This is a genomic window from Flavobacterium gilvum (assembly GCF_001761465.1).
GTDB lineage: Bacteria > Bacteroidota > Bacteroidia > Flavobacteriales > Flavobacteriaceae > Flavobacterium > Flavobacterium gilvum.
Map to the genome: position 1 here is coordinate 2,538,829 of NZ_CP017479.1, position 24,056 is coordinate 2,562,884.

The following is a 24,056-nucleotide window of genomic DNA, read 5'->3' on the forward strand; positions in this document are numbered from 1 at the left end:
TAGCGAGTATATGTAAGTTGGTGGCAAGTGTAACCGAGCAAACAGGCATGGATGATGATTAAGTATCAATATGCAAAAGACGAGAATGAAAAGCTAATTAATATTGATAGCTTGAACGGATTGAACAGAAATAAGTTCAAGTTCTTTTGCATTAGTTGTGGGAACGAATTAATTGCCCGACTTGGAAAAATTAAAATTCATCACTTTGCTCACAAAAAGGTCGTTACTTGCTCAGGAGAAACTTATCTTCATTTACTCGGAAAACAATTATTTTTTGACAACTATACTGATTGCTTACAAAACCGAAAACCATTTATAATTGAGCTAAACCAAAAGAGAACTTGTAATCACTATGAGAAAGAACTTGGACTGAAATGTAAACTTTCTAAGATTACAACACAGTTTGACTTGACTAAATATTTTGATAAAATTTCAGTAGAAACAAGAGAAGATTCTTTTATTGCAGATATATTGCTCACCAGCAAAAATGGCAAAGACAAGGTATTTATAGAGATTGCAGTTACACACCTATCAACTGAGCAAAAATTAAAATCAAATTACAGAATTATAGAAATAGAAATTGAGAGTGAAGAAGACTTTATGCCAATAAAAAGAAAATATCTAAGCATAAAAGACTCAAAGATCAAGTTTGAAAATTTTAAGACAGGCCAAGTAATTACTTCGCTTTGTAATGGTAATTGCCAAAATGGGCATAACTTCTTTACGCTTGATGTTGAAGGACGGTGTTTACTCAAACAGAGAAACCTTAAACAAATAAAAAATCAGTTATCCGCGGATAAAGAGAAGATTGTCAAATATGAAATTACAAAGGACAATGGATACAATTACTCAGATATTTTCAAAAAAAGTGTAGCTACTTATGCTCAACAAAATTTAAAAGTGAAAAACTGTTTTATTTGTCGTTATCACGCTGAAAATAACTCTTGGCAATATTTTGAAGACACCTCAGGGATTCCAATTTTTTGTAAATTTCTAAAAATAAAATGCAACTCTAACCAAGCCATAACTTGTGAATATTATAAATTAGAGAATAACTTCGTTAATGAGCTTTTGTCAACAATCAAACTGAATGAAGCCGAAACTGAAGGTGGTTATTTAGGCATAGAAGAAGAAAGTGATGACGATAATTAGAACGTATAAAAGAACACCTGCCACCAACAGCCACTCCAACGGATTTGGGCAATAGGCTTAATAGAAAGATGTTTTTGGATTTGGGTCTCGATAGCTATCGGGATTGGCAAATCCGAATAATGAGCTTAATTTAGTCCCAAACCCGCTGTAATGCCAAAACCTTATAGCCTATATTTATGACCAAAGTATTAAAATTTACATTTTTTATTTTTTTTCCGTTAATTGCTAGCGGACAATATGACTTTGAAAAATACCCATCTATAAAATATAAAGTTTATGACGATTGGAAAACTAATGAAACAGAGGAGAAAGTAGAAAACTCAATATCTATTTCTAACTTTTTTAAAAATGGAGAATCTTTAACAATTCAACTGAATTCATTCCAAGAACATTGGTTTGAAAATTCTGATATAAAAATTTTCAAAAACAATATAGAAACTCAAAATTTCACAGAAAACATAGGCTTCACTCCTCTTGCTTTAAATAGTGTTAGAATTGCCGACTTTAATGGGGACGGATTGAGTGATTTAAAAATTATTGTTCCATATATGGGAAATGGAATCGCATCAATGAACGTTAAAGTAATCTATCTTTTTCAGCAGACTAACCAACGCTTTTTGAAAGTTTCTTTTGACGATAAACAAAGTGATAATCGTAACGAAAGAGATTTTGACGGCGATGGAAATTACGAAATCATAACAATGAAGTTATCCAGTTATCAAAATCACAGTTATTGGAATTTTAACCTTTTTAATTTAATGAAAGGAAAACTCATTAACGTGAATAACAAATATGACTACCCAATATTAGTCCAGTTTCTCGAAAAAGAAAATTTTAAAATTACCGACAAAATTAGTCGCAAAAAAATGAAAAATTTTGCGCTAAATTTACCCGAAGGTTATGACATTAAACAATAAAAAATACAGGCTATAACAGCTAATGAGAAATAATCTATACTTATCTTTCTTTGTCATAATTCTATTGTTTACTTCTTGTAAGCAAGAACAAATAAAATTTAATCAAAGCCAATGGAATACTCCAGATGACATAGATTATAATCATAGAGAATTAATGATTGAAGACCTTTCAAAAAATTACTTAAAGCGTGGAATGAAATTCGCTGATACTGAAAAGTTACTAGGAAAAAATCAATTGAGTAACGAAAAGGATTCGATTCAACTTCAATATGAAATTTACACATATTATGGAAGTGATATCGACCCAATAGAAACAAAAACTTTGATTGTAAATTTTAGTGCGGATTCAACTTTAACTAATATTTGGATAGATCATTGGGAAAAATAATGCCAGCTCATAACAGCTACAACCGATTTGGGCAATTAGCTTAATGAAAAGTTGGTTTTGTATTTGGGATGATTTGCTTCGCCTGTTCGCTTTTGCTCGGGTGGCAAAGCCAAATATAAAAGTTTGAAAGTGTAGAATAAACCCCGCTAGTGCGAGCGTCCCGCTCGTTTCCACAATTAGCATATAACAACAAACCTCGTTTTTCCCATAAAATCAGATTTAAACGAGGTTTGTTTTAACTATAAAGTATAAATACTACTTCATCTTATTCTGGTTCGAATTGGGTTTTAATTCATCAGGACTGTCTTTTGTGTAGGTGTTAAAAACTTCACGTGACGGACTTACAAAAATATCTTTAATCAACTCAAAATCCAGTTTGTTTTTCGGGTTGAATTTATTGGAATTCATATACTTTTGAAGCGAATAAAACAATTGTTTCGATGAAGGCTTGTTTTGTACATCTGGGCCGATATCGGCACTGCTAACAATGATTTTTCCGTTTCCAACCTGTGCCTCAAAAACCAAAGCCAATCTACGGTTCATAAACCAAGTGTCAATCGGCTGTATTAACGGACGAAAATCGACCGGAAAATCCTCAAGATTCATCACCTGCGAGCGGTTTTGAATATCCCACCATTGTAAATCACTATGAAAACTTGTCGGGAAATCGGCAAAAGCAGGACTTTTTTCCTGAATCAACATTCCGGTAATATGGGGCGGACGCATTTTGAACCACGAAGTATTCCAGAATACAGGCAGAAAATGCATTTCTACTTCCTTTCCTTTTACCACTTTTCCGGCGGCGTTCAGGAATACTTTTCCGCCTTTATTCAATACTTCTTTGGCTTTGTCATCTAAGACCGTTGTGTAATAAATAGAGGATGCAGCAACCGGATTTTTTTCGGGATACACCCAGAAATTCCAATCGTTGGCAAAAGTTGTAGCGTTTACTTTTACCTCAAGGTTTAATTTTGAGGCTTCTTTTATTTCGCTTAAAGCAAAAGAAATATTTCCTGCAAATAGTCCGTTTCCGTTCTCGAAAGTTTTGGGTTCAAAACTGCCAGAAGCCATTAAATTTCCTTTTTCGTTTTTGATCGTCCAACTCAAAACGGCATTCTGCAAAGGTGTTTTCCCTGAATGAAAAAGAGCAATTTCGGCCTTGAAGGTTTCATTGTTGGTGTAAACAAATTTTGGAATCTCGGCCAATGGAACGGTTTCATTACAAAAACGACTGTATTCTTTGGCGGTAACATATCCTTTTTCTTCAAAAAAAGCATCCAAAACGCCTACGAGTGCCGTTCCCTGTCCAGGGAAATCCTGTAATCCCAACATCTGGAATCCACCATAGTTGGGCGTTCTCAGCATTTTTTCTATTTCGTTTTTATAACACAAAACTTGCAGTTTTCCCGAGGCATTCAAAAAGGCTGCTGCCTGGTCTTCCATGTGGTGATCGCTCAAATCTTCGCGGAACATTTCAAAGTTTTTGGCTCTGTAAACACCGGTGTATTTTTTGATTTCATCAAAATTAGGGAAAACGCAGTATTGACCTATTTCGTGAGCTACAAAAGGCACTTTGAACTTGGCAATTCCCTCACTGAAATCCGATTCGGTTTCGGGTATTTTTTCCCATTTTAATCCTCTCACACCGCCACGAACCTGGTATTCCGCATTTGGGACAATCGGCCAGCTTCCGCCCACGGACATTCCGGTGTAAACGCGTCTGTTGTCTTTTTCTTTCCAGAAATTAACAAATTCGTTAAGGTATTTTACCTGATTTCCTGCCGGTTCATTCCCCGCAGACAGCATTGTGAACGAGGCATAATTGCCGTATTCTTTTGTCATGCGTTGGGTTTCATCGTATATAAATTTATCTACAGGCTGTCCTAAACCAATTTTCGGCCCATGATTTGGCCAACTCGGGCCTTCAGGCTGTAAATAAAGGCCAATTTTATCGGCGGCAATAAATGCGGCTTCAGGAGGACACCAGGAATGAAAACGTACGTGATTTAATCCAAACGATTTGATTTTCTGGAAAATTATCTCCCAAGCCTCAACCGTTGTTGCGGGATAACCCGTCAGCGGAAATTCGCAATTGTGTACCGTTCCGCGAAGAACTACCGGAATATCATTTATCATAAACCGATTTCCTTCAATTCTGAATTCTCGCATTCCAAACTGAATTTCCTTCTCAGAAATGATTTCTTTGTCAGTCAGTTTTGCTTCCAAATGATACAAAGCAGGGTCGAATTCGTCCCAAGTTTGCATTCCTTTTCCAAAAGGAAGTTCGAGTTCAATTGTGTTTTCGGTTTGCTTGGTTACGGTTGTTTTTTCTGTAATTTCTTTAGTTTGGTCGATTTTCGGGCTGTTGAAACTTTTGGCAACAATGCTCAGTTTTCCCTCAAAATCCTTTTTCGAAGTGTTATTAATCGTGATTTTTACTCGGGCTTTTCGGTTTTTTACATCAGGATAAATCTGAACATCGTTTATGTAAACCGGAGAAGAGGATTCCAAGGCGATTTTCCCTATTATTCCGTTCCAGTTTCCTTGTGTATGATCGGTGACGCTATGCGAATCAGGGCCAACATTAATCTCCTTGATGCGATTGTCGATGCGTATGCTGATGCGTTGTTTTCCTGGAGTCAGAAAAGTGCTTAAATCATAAACATGAGGTGCTACGAGCGAATTTTGAAGACCTACTTCCTTGTTATTAATCCAAACTCGGGTTTCGATATGCGCTCTTTCCAGATGAAGCAAAATGCTTTTTCCTTTCCAGTTTGCCGGAATATTTACTTCTTTTTGGTACCAAGCCACGCCCACATAATGCTTTGCAGGAGTCAGCCAGAAAGGGATGTGTATATTACCGGGTTGACGAAATTTTTTCAGTCTTGGAACAAAATAAAAAGAACTGTCATAAATAGAACCCGTCCATTTTGTTTTCAGAGTGATATCGTCACCCTTTAAAAACTGAGCCATGGAACCAGGCAGTTTAATGTTATCTGCAAGATTCCTGTTGTACCATTTTTCTGTGACGCCCACATCTTGTCGGTCTATTTCAAAATGCCAATCTCCTTCCAGATTTATTTCGTCTTTTTTAAAACTGCTTAAAGCAAAAAATGATGCCAAAAGGAGACAGGCATAGATGTATTTTTTCATTGTGGTATTGTTTAACTATTAGTTCTTAGTGATTAGTCCTTAGTGATTATTCTTTGGGATATCAGTGTTTTTTTTAACCCATTGGGTGAAATTATTTTTTACCACATAGAAACATAGAATTTATAGTGTTTAAAAAGACTTTGATAGTCGTTTTACTTGTCACATAGACAGACTATGTGAAAAATAGATCTATTTCTATTATTTCTTTAATGATTTGCTATTAAATCTATGTTTCTATGTGGTTCGTTTTTTATTTAAAAAGAATCGAACCCAATGTGTTATAAAAGGCTTTCCGTTTTTTTGAAAGTATTTAGTATTAATAATTGTAAGCTAACTGCTAATCACTATCCATTTATTTTTTAATCAAAAAGGAATTTGTTTTGATATAAAAATTATACAATTTAATATTTCCGGTACTGCTTTTATCAGTTCTCGGAAGGTACTTAAATCCTTTAATTTTATAGTTCTGCCCCATATCAACAACCACCTGATGCGGATAAGAAATTTTATCACCGCTTCTGCTTGTTGACCAAATAGTGGACTCCTGCTGGTCGTAGATCTTTTCGGCAGAATGATTTCCAGACATTACTTCTTCGCTGTCGGCATAAACCATTTTCCATTGTGTACGAGGAATTAACTGGCCATCGCTACCGATTAATTCTATTTCGGCTACGGTTGCGCCATTGTCTTTTGGATTTTGGGGAGTTACTGCTTCAAGACAAAAATATTGCCCTTCCAGTGTTTTTGAAAAAATCACTTCTTTCCAGCCTTGTCCAGCCGCAAAGGAACCAGTAGCAGATGGAACCTCTGACGAAAGATCAAGAGTTTCTCCTTTTTTGCGATGCAAAAGTGATTCATCAACCATAATTTTGTCCAAAACAGGAACGGTCACACCCGAGATTTGAGCTTCTTTTGGTGTTTCCAAATCCAGAATTATAATTTCGTTTTGTCCTTTTTTTAGCCAACATCCAGGCATAAAGAGTGTTTGTTGCGGTCCAATTTTCCAATATCTACCAATATTATAACCGTTTACCCAAACCATTCCTTTGCCCCAAGTACTCATGTCAATATAAGTATCGCCAACTTTGTTAAGATTGAATGTAGCCCTGTGCCAAGCCGGGCCGTTTGCTTTTCCTGTTTTGAATTTTAGTTTTTTCTGAAAATCATATTCAACAGGGAAATTATAAACGTTCCAATTGGTCAGATTGACTGAATTGGATGCTAATTGTATTTCAACTTTTTCAGTAATTCCTTTTCGGTCAATAATTTCTTTACCATAATTTACACGGCCATTTGCATCAACCAAAATATCGAGGACATCTCCTTTTTTTACCGCAGGCATATTGATGGTGTTTTCATCTTTTCGGCGATCAAGATTTCCTATAAGTTTTCCATTTACATAAATGTTGGCCCAGTCATGTACATTGGTAATTTTTAATTTAAAAGGAGTTGAACATTCAGGCAAATTTGTTCGATACAAAATTCGTCCCCAACCTTGGTCGAAGTCTTCCATTGGTTTTATATTCGATGATGAAATCGCTTTTGGTAGGTTTTCAAAAAGAGGTGCCGATTCTTTAAAAGTAATTTTAGGAATTGAAATTACCGGATAATTTACCGGTGGTTCTGGAATCGTTTCACCTGGATTCAGGTAATTTTTCAACAGTTCACGTACCGCATAGAATTTGTCTGTAGGTTGTCCTGCCTCGTTTATTGGAGCATTGTAATCATAGGAAGCGACCATGGAACTATACGGAGGCGAATTGGCACCGCCCCATTGCCCAAATGATGTTCCGCCATGCGCCATGTAAAGGCTGAACGAAATTTTGCGATCTAACATGTCTTTTAAACTACCGATAAAACTGTCTATAGAACGGGTTTCGTGCGCGCGTCCCCAATGGTCGAACCAGCCAGTCCAGTATTCACTACACATTTGCGGAGCGTTAGGATGTACTTCTGAGTATTTTTTGAACTGTTGCTCGATATTTGAACCAGCACCAAAGTTTAATGCAGTATAAACGTCATCCAACTCATAATTGAAGAAATTAGAATTCCAATCACAACGGAAAAGCTGTACTTTGTCGAATCCGGCAGAACGAATAGCATCTCTCACTTGCGTCATATAGCTGGCATCCTTTCCAAAAGAACCGTATTCGTTTTCTACCTGAACCATGATGATATTTCCACCATTTTGAATTTGAAGTGGCGCCAATTCTTTGCCTACATGCTGTAAATATTTGATGGCACGTTCCATAAAATAAGGATCTGCATTAGTTCTCACCTGAATATCTTTTTTCTTTAGAAGCCACCAAGGCAAACCACCCATATCCCATTCGGCACAAGCGTAAGGCCCGGGACGCACAATGCAGTACATTCCGTTTTTTTGAACCAGACGCACAAACTCAGCTACATCTTTTTGTCCTGTAAAATCGAATTTATCAGGTTGTTGTTCGTGAAAATTCCAAAAAAGGTAAATACAAATCGTATTCATTCCCATGGCTTTGCACATTTGAATACGGTGTTCCCAGTATTCGCGAGGAATTCTAGGGAAATGAATTTCGCCGGCACGTACGATAAATGGTTTGCCATTGAGCAGGAAGGTTTTTTCACCTTGAACAAAAGTTCCCTTTTGTCCAGTTTGTGCCCCGACACTCAAGGATATAAAAAAAACTAGGGTAAGAATGAATTTTGATATTTTCATGTTTAATTCTGGTTGCGATTAGTTAAGTGTCAAATCTACATTTACTTTATATTCTATCGAAATTATTGGCAGATTAATTTTTTTAACTTTTAATTTTTTTTGTGATAGAAAAGTTGGGAAGGATTTTCTTTTTGATATTGTTTAAAAGAAATAAGCTAAGTGATTCTTCCGAAGAATCACTTAGCCTTTAAAAAAAAATCAAATCGATAATTTTTATTCTAATGAGTTTAGCATTGCCAAATGCACCTGAACTCCCTGATGGTTGACATCCATTTTGGCAGCTTCAAGCAAATGTTTTTTTGCTTTGGCGGTATCGCCCAGTCCATAATTGCCTAACCCAATCATATAATGGCAATGGATTTTGTTGCGGAAAGTTAAATCATCATCCCAAATCAATAAATCAGGCAGAGATACCGCAAAATAATCGAGTTTTATGGTTTCGTCCAAATGTTTTTCTCCAAAAGCAATCAAGGAATCAAATCTTTGTTTGGCTTCTTCTTTGCGACCTAATTTTAGCAGAGCCAAACCTTGGTAATATATTTTATCAGGTTTTTGGTCATTATAAAAAATGGCGGCCGCAGGTTCTGTATTACCTTCTTTAGCTAGTTCCCAGAATTTTTTGGCTTCATCAATTTGTCCCAAACCTTCGTAGGCACACCCTAACCAATAATGGAAATCATTTTCCTGGGCACCGGAAAGTTTGCCTTCGCCCAGATTGTCCGGATAAACCAAACATTCTTGCAATAACTGAATGGCTTTTTCGAATTTTTTTTCAACCAAAAACTGCTTCGCCAATTCTACTCGTGCCAATTGATATTGTGCCGGAACTTTTCCTTCTCCACCTTCCCAAGGATGAAAAATACGATTATCGATTAACGTAATTGCTTTGCTGAAATTCTTTAATTGGTTGCATAAGGTTGCATATTCGAGATAAACATCATCACGTTGCTGAACCAGATTGATGTGTTTTTCCAAAAATGCCAATCGTTCTTCATGAGGTCTGCAAAGACGCTTGTACAACTGATCCAACTCCATCAATATACGGGAATCCTTTGTGTCTAGTGCGAATGCTTTTTCAAGATATTGAACAGCTTTTTCTTCAAGTTGAAGCTTGTTGAAATACGCCAACGATAGATTTCTGAGTACCGTTGGAAAATTATCGCTTATTGCCACTGATTTTTCCCAACAGGCAATGGCTTCGGGATATTGGCGTTTGTCGTACCATAAATTTCCTAAATAATAAGCTGCTTTTGAATCTTTTGAATTCATTTTTTGGGCAGTTTCCAATGCAAGAATGGCTTCCAATCGGTTAGGAAAACAATATTCAGGCGAATGGGAGGCTGCTTTTTCAAAGGATTCTTTACTGTCTTTCTTTGCCAGACTTAATGCCCATCCCATATAGTAAAAGGTCATCGGGGTTGTTTTGCAAACTTTGGCACCACTTTCAAGTAGCAATACTGCCTCGTTATACATTCCGGCAGCAATATAATCCAATGCCACAATTTCATAATTATGGATTTCTCCACGCATAAGCGAGTGCATTTTTTCAAGAACCGAAGGAGTATTCAATATCAGATATTCTTCGAAGTAACACCCAAAATTGAATAAGTCAATCTTCAACGATTCCACGATTAACGACAAGGCTTCGTTTTGTTTGCCTAATTTTCGCAGAATAGCTACTTTTAATGTTCGGGCTTTATGGTTGTGCCAATTACGGATTAATGATTTGTCAATTTCATAAAGCGCTTCGGTTAGATTATCATTAATACATGAAATCTGAGCGCAGCCAAAATATCCTGCATCTTGCATGGCGGCATTCCAACACGATTTATAAAAAGCAGTATAGGCTTCTTTATTTTTGCCTTGGTATTGCAGTGCAAGTCCCAGATTGTAGTGAGGTTCTCCATCATACGGATTCGGATTTCGCTGTAATTGTGTGTTGATTGCCGTTTGGAAATAACTTTCTGATTCGGCAAATTTCCCACGGCGAAGCAGCCAAAGTCCCATGGCGTTGTTGTTACGAACGTCCGAAGGGTCGCGTTTTAAAGCTTCTTGATAATAATCGGTGGCTTTGTAAGTGGCGTGGCGGTATTGTTCCAAATGCAGTCCTGTAAGGTACAATTGCTCGCAAGTTGATGTTTCTTCCGGAGAAAATGCTGGTTTGGCCGCTTCGGGAGTTGGTTTTGCATCTTGTTTTTCAGATTTGATACTCAATAATTCCCTTCCGCTTTTTGAATAAACAGACAGTTTTAAGTCGGATATAGTAACATTACCTACAATAATTTCACGTTCAAAAACCTGCTCAGGACTCAGGTCTAAAGTTTCCTTAAAATAGCCTTCGAGTTCTATTGTGGCTTCTTTTTGTAATGAAGTTGCAAAAATCTTTACAATAGCTTTGTCTCCTTCAATGTCGAGATTCATCAGTAAATCCTGCGAAGCATTTTTCACTACGCCGAGTTCGCGATAAGGGAGAAAATATTGCGTAAATGTTTTTTCTTCATAGGGTTGCATCCAACTGAAATCAGGCTGATTGTCTGTATAGACACCCGCCATCAATTCGATATAAGGTCCGTCCTCATCTGTTAGATTTCTATCCCAAGCTTTTCCAAAATCACCATTGCCCCACGTCCATTGTTTTTTTCCTGGTGAAATATGATGATTAGCCACGTGAAGCACACCAGCCTGAGTGTCGTTTTCATATCCTCCAACAAAATTGAACTCCGAATTTATCGCCATATACGAAGTAGGAACGGGGATGTTTTTATAATTCGAAATGTCAACACCGGCAGAATAATCGACTTTGTAATAGGTTCCCGTAGCAATCGGGAAAGTAGAAACATCTCTTTTTCCATGGTCAAAGACTGCGTGAACATCCGGAGGAAAAACCGACTGATAATGTTCGTTTACTGCCACAGCAGGATTTGCCCACCATAAGAATGTTTGGGGAACAGGAGTTGGGTTGTACAGTTTCCCTTTTATTTCGAGATAAGCTTTTCCGGGATGCAAAGTAAATCCTGCCATTCCTTTTTGATGAAACATTTTTTCGTTTTCGCTTACCCAAACCGTAATGCTTCCGTCAGCATTGTTTTCGATGGTAAAATCAACTGGCAAAAAGGTACTTGGGCGGTGGTGCTGTGGCCAGTTGAATTCGATTCCGCCCGAAATCCACGGTCCTGTAAGTCCTACTAATGCAGGTTTAATTACCTGATTATAATAAATAAAATGACGTTGTTTTATTTTGTCATAAGCCATTTGAACGCGTCCGCCCAATTCTGGGAGAATCATTACTTTGATGTATTCGTTCTCCAGAAAAACGGCTTGGTATATCTTATCCTGTTTTTCGTCTTCAATTTTTTCTACTACGGGATAGGGATAAACGACCCCGCTGCTTCCCTGATAGACTCTTTTTTCGAGAAATATTGGGTTCTTTTCGGCTTTCCCAATTTCGTAGGTTGGGATGTTTACTTCTTCTTGCCAAGCTTTTACACTCATTGCTTTATGTTTTTTATTGATATTTTTTTTTAATTCAGAATTAGCATTTTATTCAATGTTATTAAGCTGATATTTCCTCTCAATATTTTTAAATCTAGTCCTCGCAAAGACGCAGAGACGCAAAGTTTGGAATCTATTTCTTTGCGTCTTCGCGCCTTTGCGAGAAAAAAATATGCTTAACTGATGACATTGCGTTCTCGTTCGTTCGGGTTTACATATTTTATGTTTTTAGTTAAACTAAAAGAAAAAAAAGTCAAATTATGTTGATAAAGAATTACTCAACCAATTCTTTTTCGATTTCCTCTAAAGTTTTTCCTTTGGTTTCGATTAGATTTTTGAGAATAAATAAAAATCCGAAGATACATATTCCTGCATAAACCCAAAATGTTCCTGCAGCTCCCAAGGTTTTATTGAGCAAAGGGAAGGTATAGGTCAGGATAAAACAGGCTATCCAAAGGGCAAAAGTCGCTAGAGCCATGGCAGCTCCACGAACACGGTTTGGGAAAATTTCGGAGAGAATTACCCAAGTTATTGGAGCCAATGACATTGCATAAATCGCTATGGCCAAAACCACCAGCGAAAGAACTACAACGCCTTTTAACTGAAAATAAAAAGCCGTGCCCAAAAGCAAATAGGTAACCGCTAATCCCGATGCTCCAAATATCATCAGTTTTTTACGTCCCCATTTATCAACCGTAGACATTGCGACAATTGTAAATACGAGGTTAACCGTTCCAGTAATTACGATGTTGAAAAGGGTATCGCTTACGCCATAACCAGCGGCTGTAAAAATTTCTTCGGCATAATTAAAAACCGTGTTGATTCCGCACCATTGCTGGAAAACGGCGATAACAATTCCTAGAAGCAATACGTTTCTATATTTGGGATTGAAAAGTGATTTGAAATCAATTTTTTCACTCACATCATCCAATGTCGCCTGTATGTTGGACATTTCCTCATGGGCATATTCTTCACCGCCAATTTTTTGCAATGTTGGGAAAGCCTTTTCTTTTTTGCCTGCTTTTATCAGCCAACGCGGACTTTCGGGAAGGGTGAAAACTAGTATAAAAAACACAATTGAAGGGACTCCACAAGCATAAAACATCCATCGCCAGCCTATTTGTCCATTCCATGAAGAACGAATGAATTCATCGCTAACCTCTGCAGGAACTTTGTCGGCAATAATGAGGTTTACAATTTGGGCGGCTAGAATTCCTATAACGAGTGTCATTTGATTAAGCGCCACAAAACGTCCTCTTAAATGTGAAGGAGCAACCTCGGCGATATATATTGGCGAAAGCGCCGATGCAAGTCCAATTCCCACCCCGCCTATGATTCTGAAAATAACAAATGAAAGGTAACTTGTAGCTAATCCTGTGCCCAAAGAGGCGACCGTAAATAAGAAAGCAGAAAGTAACAACGGCCATTTTCGTCCAAATTTATCACTAATTACACCAGATACAACTGCACCAAGAATGCAACCAATTAAAGCGCAACTCATGGCCCAAGCCTGCAAATTGGCAGATGAAGTGATTTCGAAAAAACGTTCGTAAAAAGGTTTTGCACCGCCGATTACGACCCAGTCATAACCAAAAAGCAATCCACCCATTGCCGAAACCATAGAAATGGATAATAAATAGGAATTGTTGAATTTCTTCATCGAGATAGGTTTATAATTATGAATGCAATATATTCTAAAAAAAATTAGGGAAGTATGGAATATATTACTTTATTACTGGATTATTTTACGATTTGTGTAGTTTGTGTAGTAATTATTTATGAAATTTGAATTTGATTTTTAAAAAAAGCAACGCTATGGCTAAAATTAGAGATGGATTTATGGGTGAACGAGCCGTCGTTTTACCAATCCCCATCATTGAAGATTTCAGAAAAACCGACTTGGGGTCATTGTTATACATCACGGATATTGGGTTTTATCCAAAAGCTTCGTTCCATTTTAGGAAAAGAAAAAAGGAAGAGGCTTCCCAATATATTTTGATTTATGTTATTGAAGGAGAGGGGTGGTTTGAATTAGAAAATCAAAGGCAAAAAGTAAGCGCAAGCCAAGTTTTTGTTTTACCAAAGGAAAAAGCACACAGTTATGGAAGTGATTTGAATAATCCATGGACTATTTATTGGTGCCACTTTGATGGAGGAAAAGCTGCTTTTTTTGCCGAGGGACTCCAAAAGCCATTGCTTATTCCAGCAGAAAAAGATTCAAGGATTGAATATCAATTTAAGTTATTTGAGGAGATATTTTCGACCTTAAAAAACGGATTCAACAAAGAGAATTTGGAATTTAGTATTACTGCCTTTTTTTATTTTCTCGGTTCGCTTAAATATTTAGGGACTTTCCGTGCTGGTACATCGGTGAATGAGGAAGAACAACAATTGGATATGGTGGACAATGCCATACATTATATGCGAGAAAATGTTCGCAAACGTATTACTTTAAAACAAGTTGCTGATTATGTAGGCTTTTCTACTTCTCATTTTTCGGCAAAATTTCAAGAAAAAACCGGTTATTCTCCGTTGAATTACCATATACATCTAAAGATTCAGGAAGCTTGTCATTATCTCGATTTTTCGGATATGAAAATCAACCAAATCAGCATGCTTGTAGGTTTTGATGACCCTTTTTATTTTACGCGATTATTTGGCAAGACCATGGGAAGTTCCCCGAGCGATTACCGTAAAAAGGAAAAAGGATAATCACATTTTTCCATATCAACCCCGGTCATTATATATCATTATTTGCCAAATGTCCGATTTTGACAAGCTTTGGCAAGTATTGATAACTCAGGGTTTATGAGAGGATTTATATTTGTGAATCTTAATTAACCCCTAACCAAATAATGGAATAATGAATTTTAAAAGTATTTTTTACGCATTAAGTTTTGCAATGTTATTTGCAAATTTTTCGGGTGCACAGAATAATGTGTCAGACAGAACAAAGTACAACTTTGATTACGGTTGGAAATTGCATGTTGGCGATGTTGAAGAAGCATCAAAAACAGAGTTTGACGACAAGGTATGGACACAAGTAAGTCTTCCTTATGCATGGAATCAGGCTGAAGCTTTTAAAATGGATATAGCCGAATTATCCACCGGAATAGCTTGGTATAGAAAATCATTTCAATTGCCAAAAGATTCGAATGATAAAAAGATTTTTATAGAATTTGAAGGCGTTCGCCAAATGGGGGAAATTTATGTCAACGGTACTTTTGTGGGCAGGCATGAAAATGGTGTTATGGCTTTTGGTTTTGATCTGACTCCTTTTGTAAAACCTTATCCGCAAGAGAATATCATCGCCGTAAAAACAGATAATGACTGGAAATACAAAGAGAAAAGCACCGGATCTGGATACCAATGGAATGATAAAAATTTTAACGCCAATTATGGTGGTATTCCCAAGAATGTTTATTTGTATGTAAAATCAAAGGCGTATCAGACACTTCCGTTGTATTCTACTTTGGGTACAACAGGTACTTATGTCTATGCGACCGATTTTGATATTCCACAAAAAAAGGCCGTTGTAAATATTTCTTCTCAGGTAAAAAATGAATTTGCAAAACCAATTAAAGCACAGTTGAAAGTAAGTGTTGCAGATATGGATGGAAAAGAAGTTGCTTCATTCTTGAGTGACACCTATACTTTGGCACCAAATGAAACAAAGGATTTGAAAGCGTCAAAATCCTTAAATAATTTGAATTTTTGGAGTTGGGGATACGGTTATTTGTACAAAGTTTCTAGTGAATTATTAGTTGATAATGCTTCTGCTGAAAAAGTTGTGATTCGTACAGGTTTCCGTAAAACTAAGTTCGAAAAAGGAATGATTTATCTAAACGATCGTGTCATTATGATGCACGGATATGCACAGCGCACGAGCAACGAATGGCCTTCTGTCGGAATGTCGGTTCCTTCCTGGATGAGCGATTACAGCAATAGTCTTATGGTTAAGAGCAATGCCAATTTGGTACGATGGATGCATATTACGCCTTGGAAACAAGATATAGAATCCTGTGACAGAGTAGGTCTTATTCAGGCTATGCCGGCAGGAGATTCTGAAAAAGATGTAAATGACCGTCGATGGGGACAACGCACAGAGGTGATGCGCGACGCCATTATTTACAACCGAAACAATCCTAGTATTATTTTTTATGAGTCGGGGAACGAAAGTATTTCTGAGGAGCACATGCAGGAAATGTTAACTATCAAAAATACTTATGATCCTTTTGGAGGAAGGGCAATAGGAAGTCGTGAAATGTTGGACAGCAAAGTAGCCGAATACGGTGGGGAAATGTTGTATATTAACAAAAGTGCTCACATTCCGTTTTGGGCGACAGAATACAGCAGGGATGAAGGTTTGCGTAAATTTTGGGACGAGTTTACACCTCCTTTCCATAAGGAAGGAACTGGAGGAACGGCACATAAAAATGTGAACGGAAGCAAAGTTGCCGATGCAAGCCCTTACAACCACAATCAGGATACACACGCAATAGAAGATGTGGTGCGCTGGTACGACTATTGGGAAATGCGTCCCGGTACAGGAGAACGAGTAAGTTCTGGTGGGGTTAATATTATTTTCAGTGATTCTAATACGCATTACCGAGGTCAGGAAAATTACCGTAGAAGCGGGGAGGTGGATGCTATGCGAATCCCGAAAGACAATTATTTTGCGCATCAGGTAATTTGGGACGGATGGGTAGATACCGATACTCCAAATGCTCATATAATAGGTCATTGGAACTACGAAAATGGTGTAACCAAAGATATTACCGTAGTTTCAACAGCTGATGTGGTGGAGTTATTCGTAAATAATGTAAGTATTGGAAAAGGAACTCAGGACAAAAGATTCTTGTTTAAGTTTAAAAATGTACAATTTAAACCGGGAACTATCAAAGCAATTGGTTACGACAAATCGGGTAAAAAAGTTTGTGAAAATGAAATTAGAACTGCTGGAAAACCTTATGCGCTCAAATTAAGTACTATCGAAAGACCAGGTGGTACGCTTGCCAATGCAAATGATTTGGCAATCATACAGGTTGAAGTGGTGGACGAAAAAGGAAACCGTTGCCCAACTGCATTAAATATGATTGACTTTAAGGTAGAAGGAGAGGGAACTTATTTAGGCGGAATTGCGCAAGGATCGGATAATTTCATTGGCAAAACAAGTCTTCCGGTGGAGTGTGGCGTGAACCGAATTTTGGTTAAAGCCAATGATAAAGCAGGGGAGATTTTAATAAAAGCAACTTCCGAATCTTTGAAAGGGGATGCTGTTACTGTGAAAACCATTAAAGCGGATACCTCAAAATTATCGACGACGATGACGAGTGAAAATTTGCCATCTTACATTGCAAAAGGACCTACACCAAAAACACCATCGTTTAAGAAAACCAGAAATGCTATCGCTATTATTGGAGTCAAAACAGATTCAAATCAAGAGGATGTGGCCAAAAGTTACGATGATAATGAGTTGACAGAATGGTCTAACGGAGATGGGATTGCAAAAATTGAATACGAATTGGAACGAAAAGCAACCATCAATCAGGTAGTTTTGAAACTATCCGGATGGAGAAGCAAAAAATACCCGCTTCGAATTTCAATAGACGGGAAACAGTTATTCGACGGGATTACGCCTACCAGTTTGGGCTATGTGACCCTTGATGTTAAACCTACGAAAGGAAAAACGGTTCAGATTGAATTGATGGAGAATTCTAAAAACAGTAATGATATCAATTTGGTTGAAATTACTGGGAAAGTGGATGATGGTCTTTTGAAAAAAACAAACAGCAAAACCCCACAATTACCGATAGTTGAAATAGAATTTTATGAATCAATTCGTTAGTGATTTTGGTACAAAAAACCTAAGAAAGGTAAATAAAAATATAGATTAATTTGGTTTGTTATTTTAGTCAGTAACCTATCAGGACTTAGCATTACCCTGATAGGTTTTTTTTAAAGAGATTGAATAGAGGAACAAAAAGTTTTCTTTTAATCTATATACCAAACAGTGACAATACGGGATACTACAGTGGGAATAATTAATATTTTTTTAATACTTTTAGCAAAATTTCAGGTGAGGAAATTTTAGTACATTTAGCAGAATTTTTAAATAAATAATATAATGAAACAAACATGGAGATGGTATGGGCCAAACGATCCGGTGTCACTATCAGATATTAAACAAGCAGGAGCAACAGGAATTGTATCGGCTTTACATCATGTTCCAAACGGGAATGTTTGGACCGTTGAGGAGATTAAAAAAAGAAAAGCAATCATTGAGGAAAAGGGACTTATTTGGGATGTTGTAGAAAGTATTCCGGTTCATGAAAATATCAAAACCCGTTCTGGTGATTTTGCAAAATATATCGAGAATTATAAAGCCAGTATTCAAAATTTGGCAAGCTGCGGTATCAACATCGTGTGCTACAATTTTATGCCGGTTTTGGACTGGACAAGAACTGATTTGAAATACGAAGTTGAGGATGGATCCAAAGCGCTTCGTTTTGACGTGACAGCTTTTGCTGCATTCGAATTGTATTTGTTGAAACGTCCGGGAGCAGAAGCAGAATATTCTGAAGAAATGAAGAAAGAGGCAAAATTATATATTGATAAACTTTCGGATGATGAAAAATCAGAGTTGGTAAGAAACATTATCGCAGGGCTTCCAGGAGCTGAAGAAGGATATACTCTTGAACAATTTCAAACAATCTTGAACACTTATTCTGAAATTGATGCTCAGACTTTGCGTGAAAATCTAGCATCTTTCTTAAAGGAAATCGTTCCTGTTGCAGAGCAAAATGGGGTGTTGATGTGTATTCACCCAGACGATCCACCTTACCCGATTTTGGGATTGCCACGAGTGGTAAGCACAGAGGAAGATTATGCTTATTTATTTTCGGAAGTGCCAAGCCGTTCCAACGGAATAACTTTTTGTACGGGATCATTGGGCGTTAGAGCCGATAATGATTTAGTGGCAATTTTCAAACGTTTTGCTGACCGTGTTCACTTTTTACATTTGAGAAGTACGCTACGCGACGAAAAAGGAAATTTCTTTGAGGCAAACCATTTGGAAGGTGACGTAAACATGTTCGATATCGTAAACGAAGTCGTAAAAGAAGAAAGAAGAAGACAAGCTGCAGGTATGATTGATGCAGCTATTCCAATGCGACCAGACCACGGGCACCAAATGCTTGATGATTTGAATAAAAAAACCAATCCGGGTTATTCAGCTATTGGGCGATTGAGAGGATTGGCAGAGTTGAGAGGACTTGAATACGGAATTCTTTGCAGTTCTAATTAATTGCTAAGAATGAGTTTATAACAACTCATAATAATAGAAAAGGGCTTCGACTATAAAATCGAAGCCCTATTTTTTTCTATTTAACTCAAACCTATATTAGTTTTTTTTTACGCAGATTCAGCAGATTTTATGTTTTAAAAACAATTAAAAAATCCGTGTAAATCTGTTTGATCTGTGGGCTAATGTTATTTCTGCAAAAGTTTAATAGCAGCCATAGCTCCCTCTATTTGTGCCAAAGCCAGCATTCTACCATGAAACGAATATCCAGGATTGTACCCTTTGTCTGCATCGTCAAGCATCAATCGCCCATGATCGATACGCATCGGTAAATTTGGGTTCAGGGATTCAAATAGGGCAGCCACTTCAATTAGATGGCCGCGCCCTTCGAGATGGGATGCTTCAATAAAATTGCCGCCTTCCAGAGTGTCAGTACTTCTTAGATGTACAAAATGAGTTCGCGAGGCAAATTTTCGTGCCAGTTCTGGAACATTATTATTGATTCCGGTACTTAATGAGCCAGCACAAAAAGTCAGACCGTTATGGGGATTATCCACAGCATCCAATATCCACTGAATATCTTCTTCATTGGTTACAATCCGAGGTAAACCCAACATTTGAAACGGAGGATCATCAGGATGAATACACATATTGATTCCGTATTGTTCACAAACTGGCATGATGCGATTTAAGAAGTAGCGTAAATTTTCACGCAATTCATTTTTGTCTATTCTGTCGTAAACGCTAAGCAACCTGTTGAATATTGCCACGGGATTTTGATCGCCCGCCTTAATGTTTCCGTTGATAAACCCCTGAGTCTTTACAATAATTGTGTCAATCAATTGTTCTTTTTCTGCTTCAGTAATCGTTTTGTCTAAGGCATAAACTTTTTTAAGTTCTTCACTGGTATATTCTTTTTCGGCATTTTTTCTGTTAAGAATTAGAATATCAAAATAAGCAAATTTGATTTTGTCAAAATAAAGCGTTGAGGTACCGTCTTCCAGCTTATAATCCAGATCCGTTCGAATCCAGTCAATCACCGGCATAAAATTATAACAGATTGTTTTAACTCCTGCTTTTCCCAAATTCTCGAGACTTACAATATAGTTGTCAATGAGTTTGTTTCTATTGGGAGCGTTGTGTTTTATACCTTCACTCACCGGAAGGCTTTCCACAACAGACCATCGTAAACCTGCGTCTTCAATATATTTTTTTAAATCAAGAATTGCCTCCAGTGTCCATATTTCTCCATTCGGGATATCATGCAATGCCGAGACTATGCCTTCAACACCAATTTGTCTAAGCATGGATAACGTTATTTTATCCTTTTTGCCAAACCATCTCCAAGTTTTTTCCATAATTATACGCCGCTAAATGCACTAAAACCACCGTCTACCGGCAATACAACACCTGTGATAAAACTCGCTGCATCGCTGCACAAAAATTGAACAGCACCATTTAATTCCGAAATGTCACCAAATCGTCCCATAGGAGTTTTTGCTAAAACTTTTTTACTTCTGTCTGTAAGCGAGCCGTCAGGATTGATAAGTACAGCGCGGTTTTGGTCACCAATGAAGAATCCTGGTGCAAGTGCGTTTACACGAATTCCATCACCATATTTCATCGCCATTTCCATTGCTAGCCATTGGGTGAAATTACTGATTCCTGTTTTGGCAACCGAATAGCCTGGCACACGCGTAATCGCGGAATAGGCGGCCATTGAGGACATATTGATGATGTTTCCGCTTTTTTGTTTAGACATTATTCGTCCAAATACCATGCTAGGGAATACTGTTCCGTTTAAGTTTAGGCTTGTCACTTTGTCCCAGTCGCTAATTTTCATGTCAAAAAACTCTTGGTCTGGTAATAGCGTGGCTCCCGGAAGGTTTCCTCCTGCAATATTCAATAGGATATCTATTTTTCCCCATTTGGCCAATACCTCATTTGCTACATTTTCCAAACTCTCAATATCCAATACGTTACCAACAACGCCTATTACGTCCTTGCCGTAAGCGGCAAGTTCTGCCACACGCTTATTGAGGTTTTCTTCATGAATATCTATAGCAACCACTTTGGCGCCAGCCTGGATAAAACTTTTTGCGATACTACTGCCTAGAACACCACCGGCTCCGGTTATTATTGCTACTTTATCTTTTATGCTAAATGTCTCGTTCATTTTTTTTTTTTTTTTGATACTTACAAATTTAGTTATATGTAAAATCACTTATTTATCCTAAATTTGCACATACTGATTCTATTTTTGCAACTTACAATACAAGAAATGAAAGCAATAATGAATGAAAGGCTTCTTATTTCGAAGTCATCTCCGCTCAGCGTACGTTTTTACGATTATAAACATTTTACTTATCCCTTGCATTTTCACACAGAATATGAAATTATTTATATAAAGGAAAGCACAGGAACCCGATTTGTGGGGAACAATATATCAAAATACGAGGCGGGTGATGTTTTGCTTATTGGCTCAAATTTGCCTCATTTTTTGAAAAGTGACGATATATACCATTCAGCTGAAAGTGTTTTGAGGGTGAAAGGCACGATAATTCAGTTTGAAAAGGAATTTATGTATTATGCCATAAATAATTATCCCCATTTTATTAAAATAAAAAACCTGTTTCAGGAGTCTGAAAGAGGAATTTTTTTTGCAAAAGACTGTAGTAAGAAACTAAAGAATTTATTGGAAAAAATATCATTGGAAAACGGGTTAAATCAATTGTTTTCTTTTTTGGAAATTCTAAAAGAAATGTCAGAAATTGAGAGCAGACAAAGGATTTCTACTTCTGATTTTGTCAATGAAACCATATATGACACGACAAGAATCGATAAAATAATTTCCTATCTCAATAAGAATTACACAAGAAATGTCACCCTTGATGAAATTGCGTCTTTTGCAGCTATGAATCCTTCTGCTTTCTGTCGTTATTTTAAAAGCAAAACAGGCAAATCTTTTAAAAACTACATTATAGATATGCGGATTGGTTACGCCTGCAAATTATTGATGATGGAAGATATAAGTATTTCGCAGCTTAGTATTAAATGTGGTTTTGAGACGCTTTCCTATTTTAATAGAGCATTTAAAAAAAACACTGGCTATGTACCTTCTCAATATAAAAATACTATTTTGGAGAGTTAATTTCAAAATCTTAACCGAGGTTTGTTTTAAATTGTATCAATAACAAAATAATTGTGATGAGCTGTCGTTTTTAATGTAAAAGCTCGTTGCTTTCGATTCGCATTCCTCTTTCGGTTCCCAAATAAAGAGGGTTTCCGTGTTTTTCGGACCAAAATCCATCCAAAACATTGTTGGTTAAGCAACGGTAAACAGCGACTCCTTTATATGTCTTGTTGTTTTCTCCTTTGTATTTAAAATTAATAACCAGAATAGCATCTTTGAAAAAGCCATAACCAACTTGTTCCTGTTCATTATTAATAATCCAATGGGCCAAAATACGGTTATTTTCATCAAGAGATAAAGTCAAAATTCCCTGGTAAGTCATTGTGTTTATTTCATTCTGATTGCTTCCCTGAATAGAGTAACTTCCGGGTAAATCTTGCAATGTCATTTCTTTTTTTGTCAAAATAGGATTCATTGGTATTAAACTTTATATCAGAAAATGAATTTAAAAAGTCTTGAAAGTAAATAAGTTAAATAATCTTGAGGTTGTCAAAATTAGCTAAAATATTGATTTAAAAATATTGTTTTGAAACTCAAAAAATATTTATTTCAGATTCTGAAACTTTTATTAATTGTTGTATTACAAATTTATTATCTTACCGCGTTAATTTTTTTTAGATATAAATATGCGTTTCAAACTAATGAATTTTTGTATTGTTTCAGCAATTGCTGTAATCAGCTTTGTTTTAGTATCTTTTTGTCAGGTAAATAAAGACGAAGCAATTTTTGTAAAACCGAAAAAAGTTCTGATTTTTTCCAAAACGAATGGCTTTAGACACGGAAGTATTTCGGTTGGCATCAATGCGATAAAGAAATTGGGAGAAGAAAATAATTTTTTGGTTGATGCCACCGAAGATTCACTTGCAATTAACTCTAAAAATCTGAAGCAATATCAAGTCATCATTTTTTTGAATACAACCGGAACCATTTTAGGGAAGGAAGGGGAATTGGCCTTGCAGGAATTCATGAAGAAAGGGAAGGGGTTTGTAGGTGTGCATTCTGCTTCTGATTGCGAATTCGACTGGCCTTGGTATGGAAAAATGATTGGAGGTTATTTTGTTTCCCATCCTGCTCAGCAAACCGCAAAACTGGTGGTTGTAAACAAAGAACACATCGCTACGAAACACTTGCCAGCAATTTGGGAACGAAAAGACGAATGGTATAACTTTAAGGATCTAAATCCTGATGTAAATGTGCTCCTCAAAATTGATGAATCATCATATACCGGTGGAAAAAATGGAGACAATCATCCTATGGCATGGTATCAAAATTATGGAGGTGGCAGGATGTTTTACACTGCTTTGGGACATACGAACGAAAGCTATAGTGATCCTTTATTTTTGCAACATTTGCTTGGCGGAATCACTTATGCCATGGGGGAATAACTATTTTTCGGGAACTATAGCTTTCATGGGATAATATTCATATCTGTTTATTTTTCCGGCAGGATCATTTGCGATAAACTCTTTGACTTCATCTTCGTTTTCAACAGCGATTATACCAAGTCCGTAAATGGATTTTGGGTCAAGAACCGGTCCAAAAGCCAAAACTTTACCCTTATTCATAAGTGATGTCCAATAAGCAATGTGTTCCATCATGATAGAACGTTCTTCATCAGTCATCGTTTGTGCAAAATCAGGTCTTGATGGCAATAAATGCAATACGTAATATTTAGTTTCCATGATTGTTTTTTGGTTTTAACTTCGTGTTGAATATTAAAAAAAAAGAATTTACCTTTTTGATGTGTATAAATTTATGAA

General features: G+C 36.8%; 16 protein-coding genes. 8 read left to right on the top strand and 8 right to left on the bottom strand.

What is annotated here, in order from left to right; genetic code table 11:
- Positions 1-51 precede the first annotated feature (51 nt).
- From EM308_RS10675 to EM308_RS10685, 3 genes are all read left to right on the top strand, one after another.
- Positions 52-1,152: a competence protein CoiA family protein gene (locus EM308_RS10675; RefSeq protein ID WP_051877749.1), complete on the top strand. Its 1,101-nt coding sequence runs from the start codon at positions 52-54 to the stop codon at positions 1,150-1,152.
- 176 nt (positions 1,153-1,328) lie between these two features.
- Entirely contained in the window at positions 1,329-2,069 is a 741-nt protein-coding gene (locus tag EM308_RS10680; protein ID WP_035636594.1) for a hypothetical protein, read from the top strand.
- Between the two features lie 22 nt (positions 2,070-2,091).
- A complete protein-coding gene (locus EM308_RS10685) occupies positions 2,092-2,457 on the top strand; it encodes a hypothetical protein (protein ID WP_156101340.1) in 366 nt (121 codons plus the stop codon).
- Between the two features lie 255 nt (positions 2,458-2,712).
- Here the strand turns inward: EM308_RS10685 and EM308_RS10690 are convergent, their stop codons facing one another.
- From EM308_RS10690 to EM308_RS10705, 4 genes are all read right to left on the bottom strand, one after another.
- Positions 2,713-5,610, bottom strand: coding sequence for an exo-beta-1,4-galactosidase (locus EM308_RS10690; RefSeq protein WP_035636590.1), 2,898 nt, complete (start codon positions 5,608-5,610; stop codon positions 2,713-2,715).
- 352 nt (positions 5,611-5,962) lie between these two features.
- Positions 5,963-8,308, bottom strand: a complete 2,346-nt coding sequence (locus EM308_RS10695; protein ID WP_035640489.1) for a beta-galactosidase — start codon at positions 8,306-8,308, stop codon at positions 5,963-5,965.
- 213 nt (positions 8,309-8,521) lie between these two features.
- Positions 8,522-11,800 (bottom strand): DUF5107 domain-containing protein, encoded by a 3,279-nt coding sequence (locus tag EM308_RS10700; protein WP_035640487.1) that lies wholly within the window; start codon positions 11,798-11,800, stop codon positions 8,522-8,524.
- Positions 11,801-12,074: 274 nt separating this feature from the next.
- Complete coding sequence (locus EM308_RS10705; RefSeq protein WP_035640485.1) at positions 12,075-13,460, bottom strand: sugar porter family MFS transporter; 1,386 nt, start codon at positions 13,458-13,460, stop codon at positions 12,075-12,077.
- Between the two features lie 155 nt (positions 13,461-13,615).
- On the opposite strand from EM308_RS10705, the gene EM308_RS10710 reads away from it, so the two are divergent.
- The 3 genes from EM308_RS10710 to uxuA (EM308_RS10720) all read left to right on the top strand — a co-directional run bounded on the left by EM308_RS10710 (position 13,616) and on the right by uxuA (EM308_RS10720) (position 19,106).
- Entirely contained in the window at positions 13,616-14,512 is an 897-nt protein-coding gene (locus EM308_RS10710) for an AraC family transcriptional regulator (RefSeq protein ID WP_035640493.1), read from the top strand.
- Between the two features lie 151 nt (positions 14,513-14,663).
- Complete coding sequence (locus tag EM308_RS10715; protein ID WP_035640482.1) at positions 14,664-17,648, top strand: glycoside hydrolase family 2 protein; 2,985 nt, start codon at positions 14,664-14,666, stop codon at positions 17,646-17,648.
- Positions 17,649-17,927: 279 nt separating this feature from the next.
- A complete protein-coding gene (uxuA, locus tag EM308_RS10720) occupies positions 17,928-19,106 on the top strand; it encodes a mannonate dehydratase (protein ID WP_035640480.1) in 1,179 nt (392 codons plus the stop codon).
- Positions 19,107-19,291: 185 nt separating this feature from the next.
- Here uxuA (EM308_RS10720) and uxuA (EM308_RS10725) read toward each other — a convergent pair whose 3' ends face one another.
- Positions 19,292-20,461: a mannonate dehydratase gene (uxuA, locus tag EM308_RS10725; RefSeq protein WP_035640478.1), complete on the bottom strand. Its 1,170-nt coding sequence runs from the start codon at positions 20,459-20,461 to the stop codon at positions 19,292-19,294.
- Between the two features lie 2 nt (positions 20,462-20,463).
- Positions 20,464-21,279, bottom strand: coding sequence for an SDR family oxidoreductase (locus tag EM308_RS10730; protein ID WP_035640476.1), 816 nt, complete (start codon positions 21,277-21,279; stop codon positions 20,464-20,466).
- A 105-nt stretch (positions 21,280-21,384) separates the two neighbouring features.
- Between EM308_RS10730 and EM308_RS10735 the strand changes: the two genes are divergently transcribed.
- On the top strand, positions 21,385-22,254 hold the full coding sequence (locus tag EM308_RS10735) for an AraC family transcriptional regulator (RefSeq protein WP_035640473.1): 870 nt from the start codon (positions 21,385-21,387) through the stop codon (positions 22,252-22,254).
- 70 nt (positions 22,255-22,324) lie between these two features.
- Here the strand turns inward: EM308_RS10735 and EM308_RS10740 are convergent, their stop codons facing one another.
- Positions 22,325-22,684: a hypothetical protein gene (locus EM308_RS10740; protein ID WP_035640490.1), complete on the bottom strand. Its 360-nt coding sequence runs from the start codon at positions 22,682-22,684 to the stop codon at positions 22,325-22,327.
- A gap of 253 nt (positions 22,685-22,937) precedes the next feature.
- Here EM308_RS10740 and EM308_RS10745 point away from each other — a divergent pair, with 253 nt between their 5' ends.
- On the top strand, positions 22,938-23,681 hold the full coding sequence (locus EM308_RS10745) for a ThuA domain-containing protein (RefSeq protein WP_231560046.1): 744 nt from the start codon (positions 22,938-22,940) through the stop codon (positions 23,679-23,681).
- On the opposite strand, the gene EM308_RS10750 is transcribed toward EM308_RS10745, so the two are convergent.
- Positions 23,682-23,978, bottom strand: a complete 297-nt coding sequence (locus tag EM308_RS10750; RefSeq protein ID WP_051877904.1) for a YciI family protein — start codon at positions 23,976-23,978, stop codon at positions 23,682-23,684.
- Between the last annotated feature and the right edge of the window lie 78 nt (positions 23,979-24,056).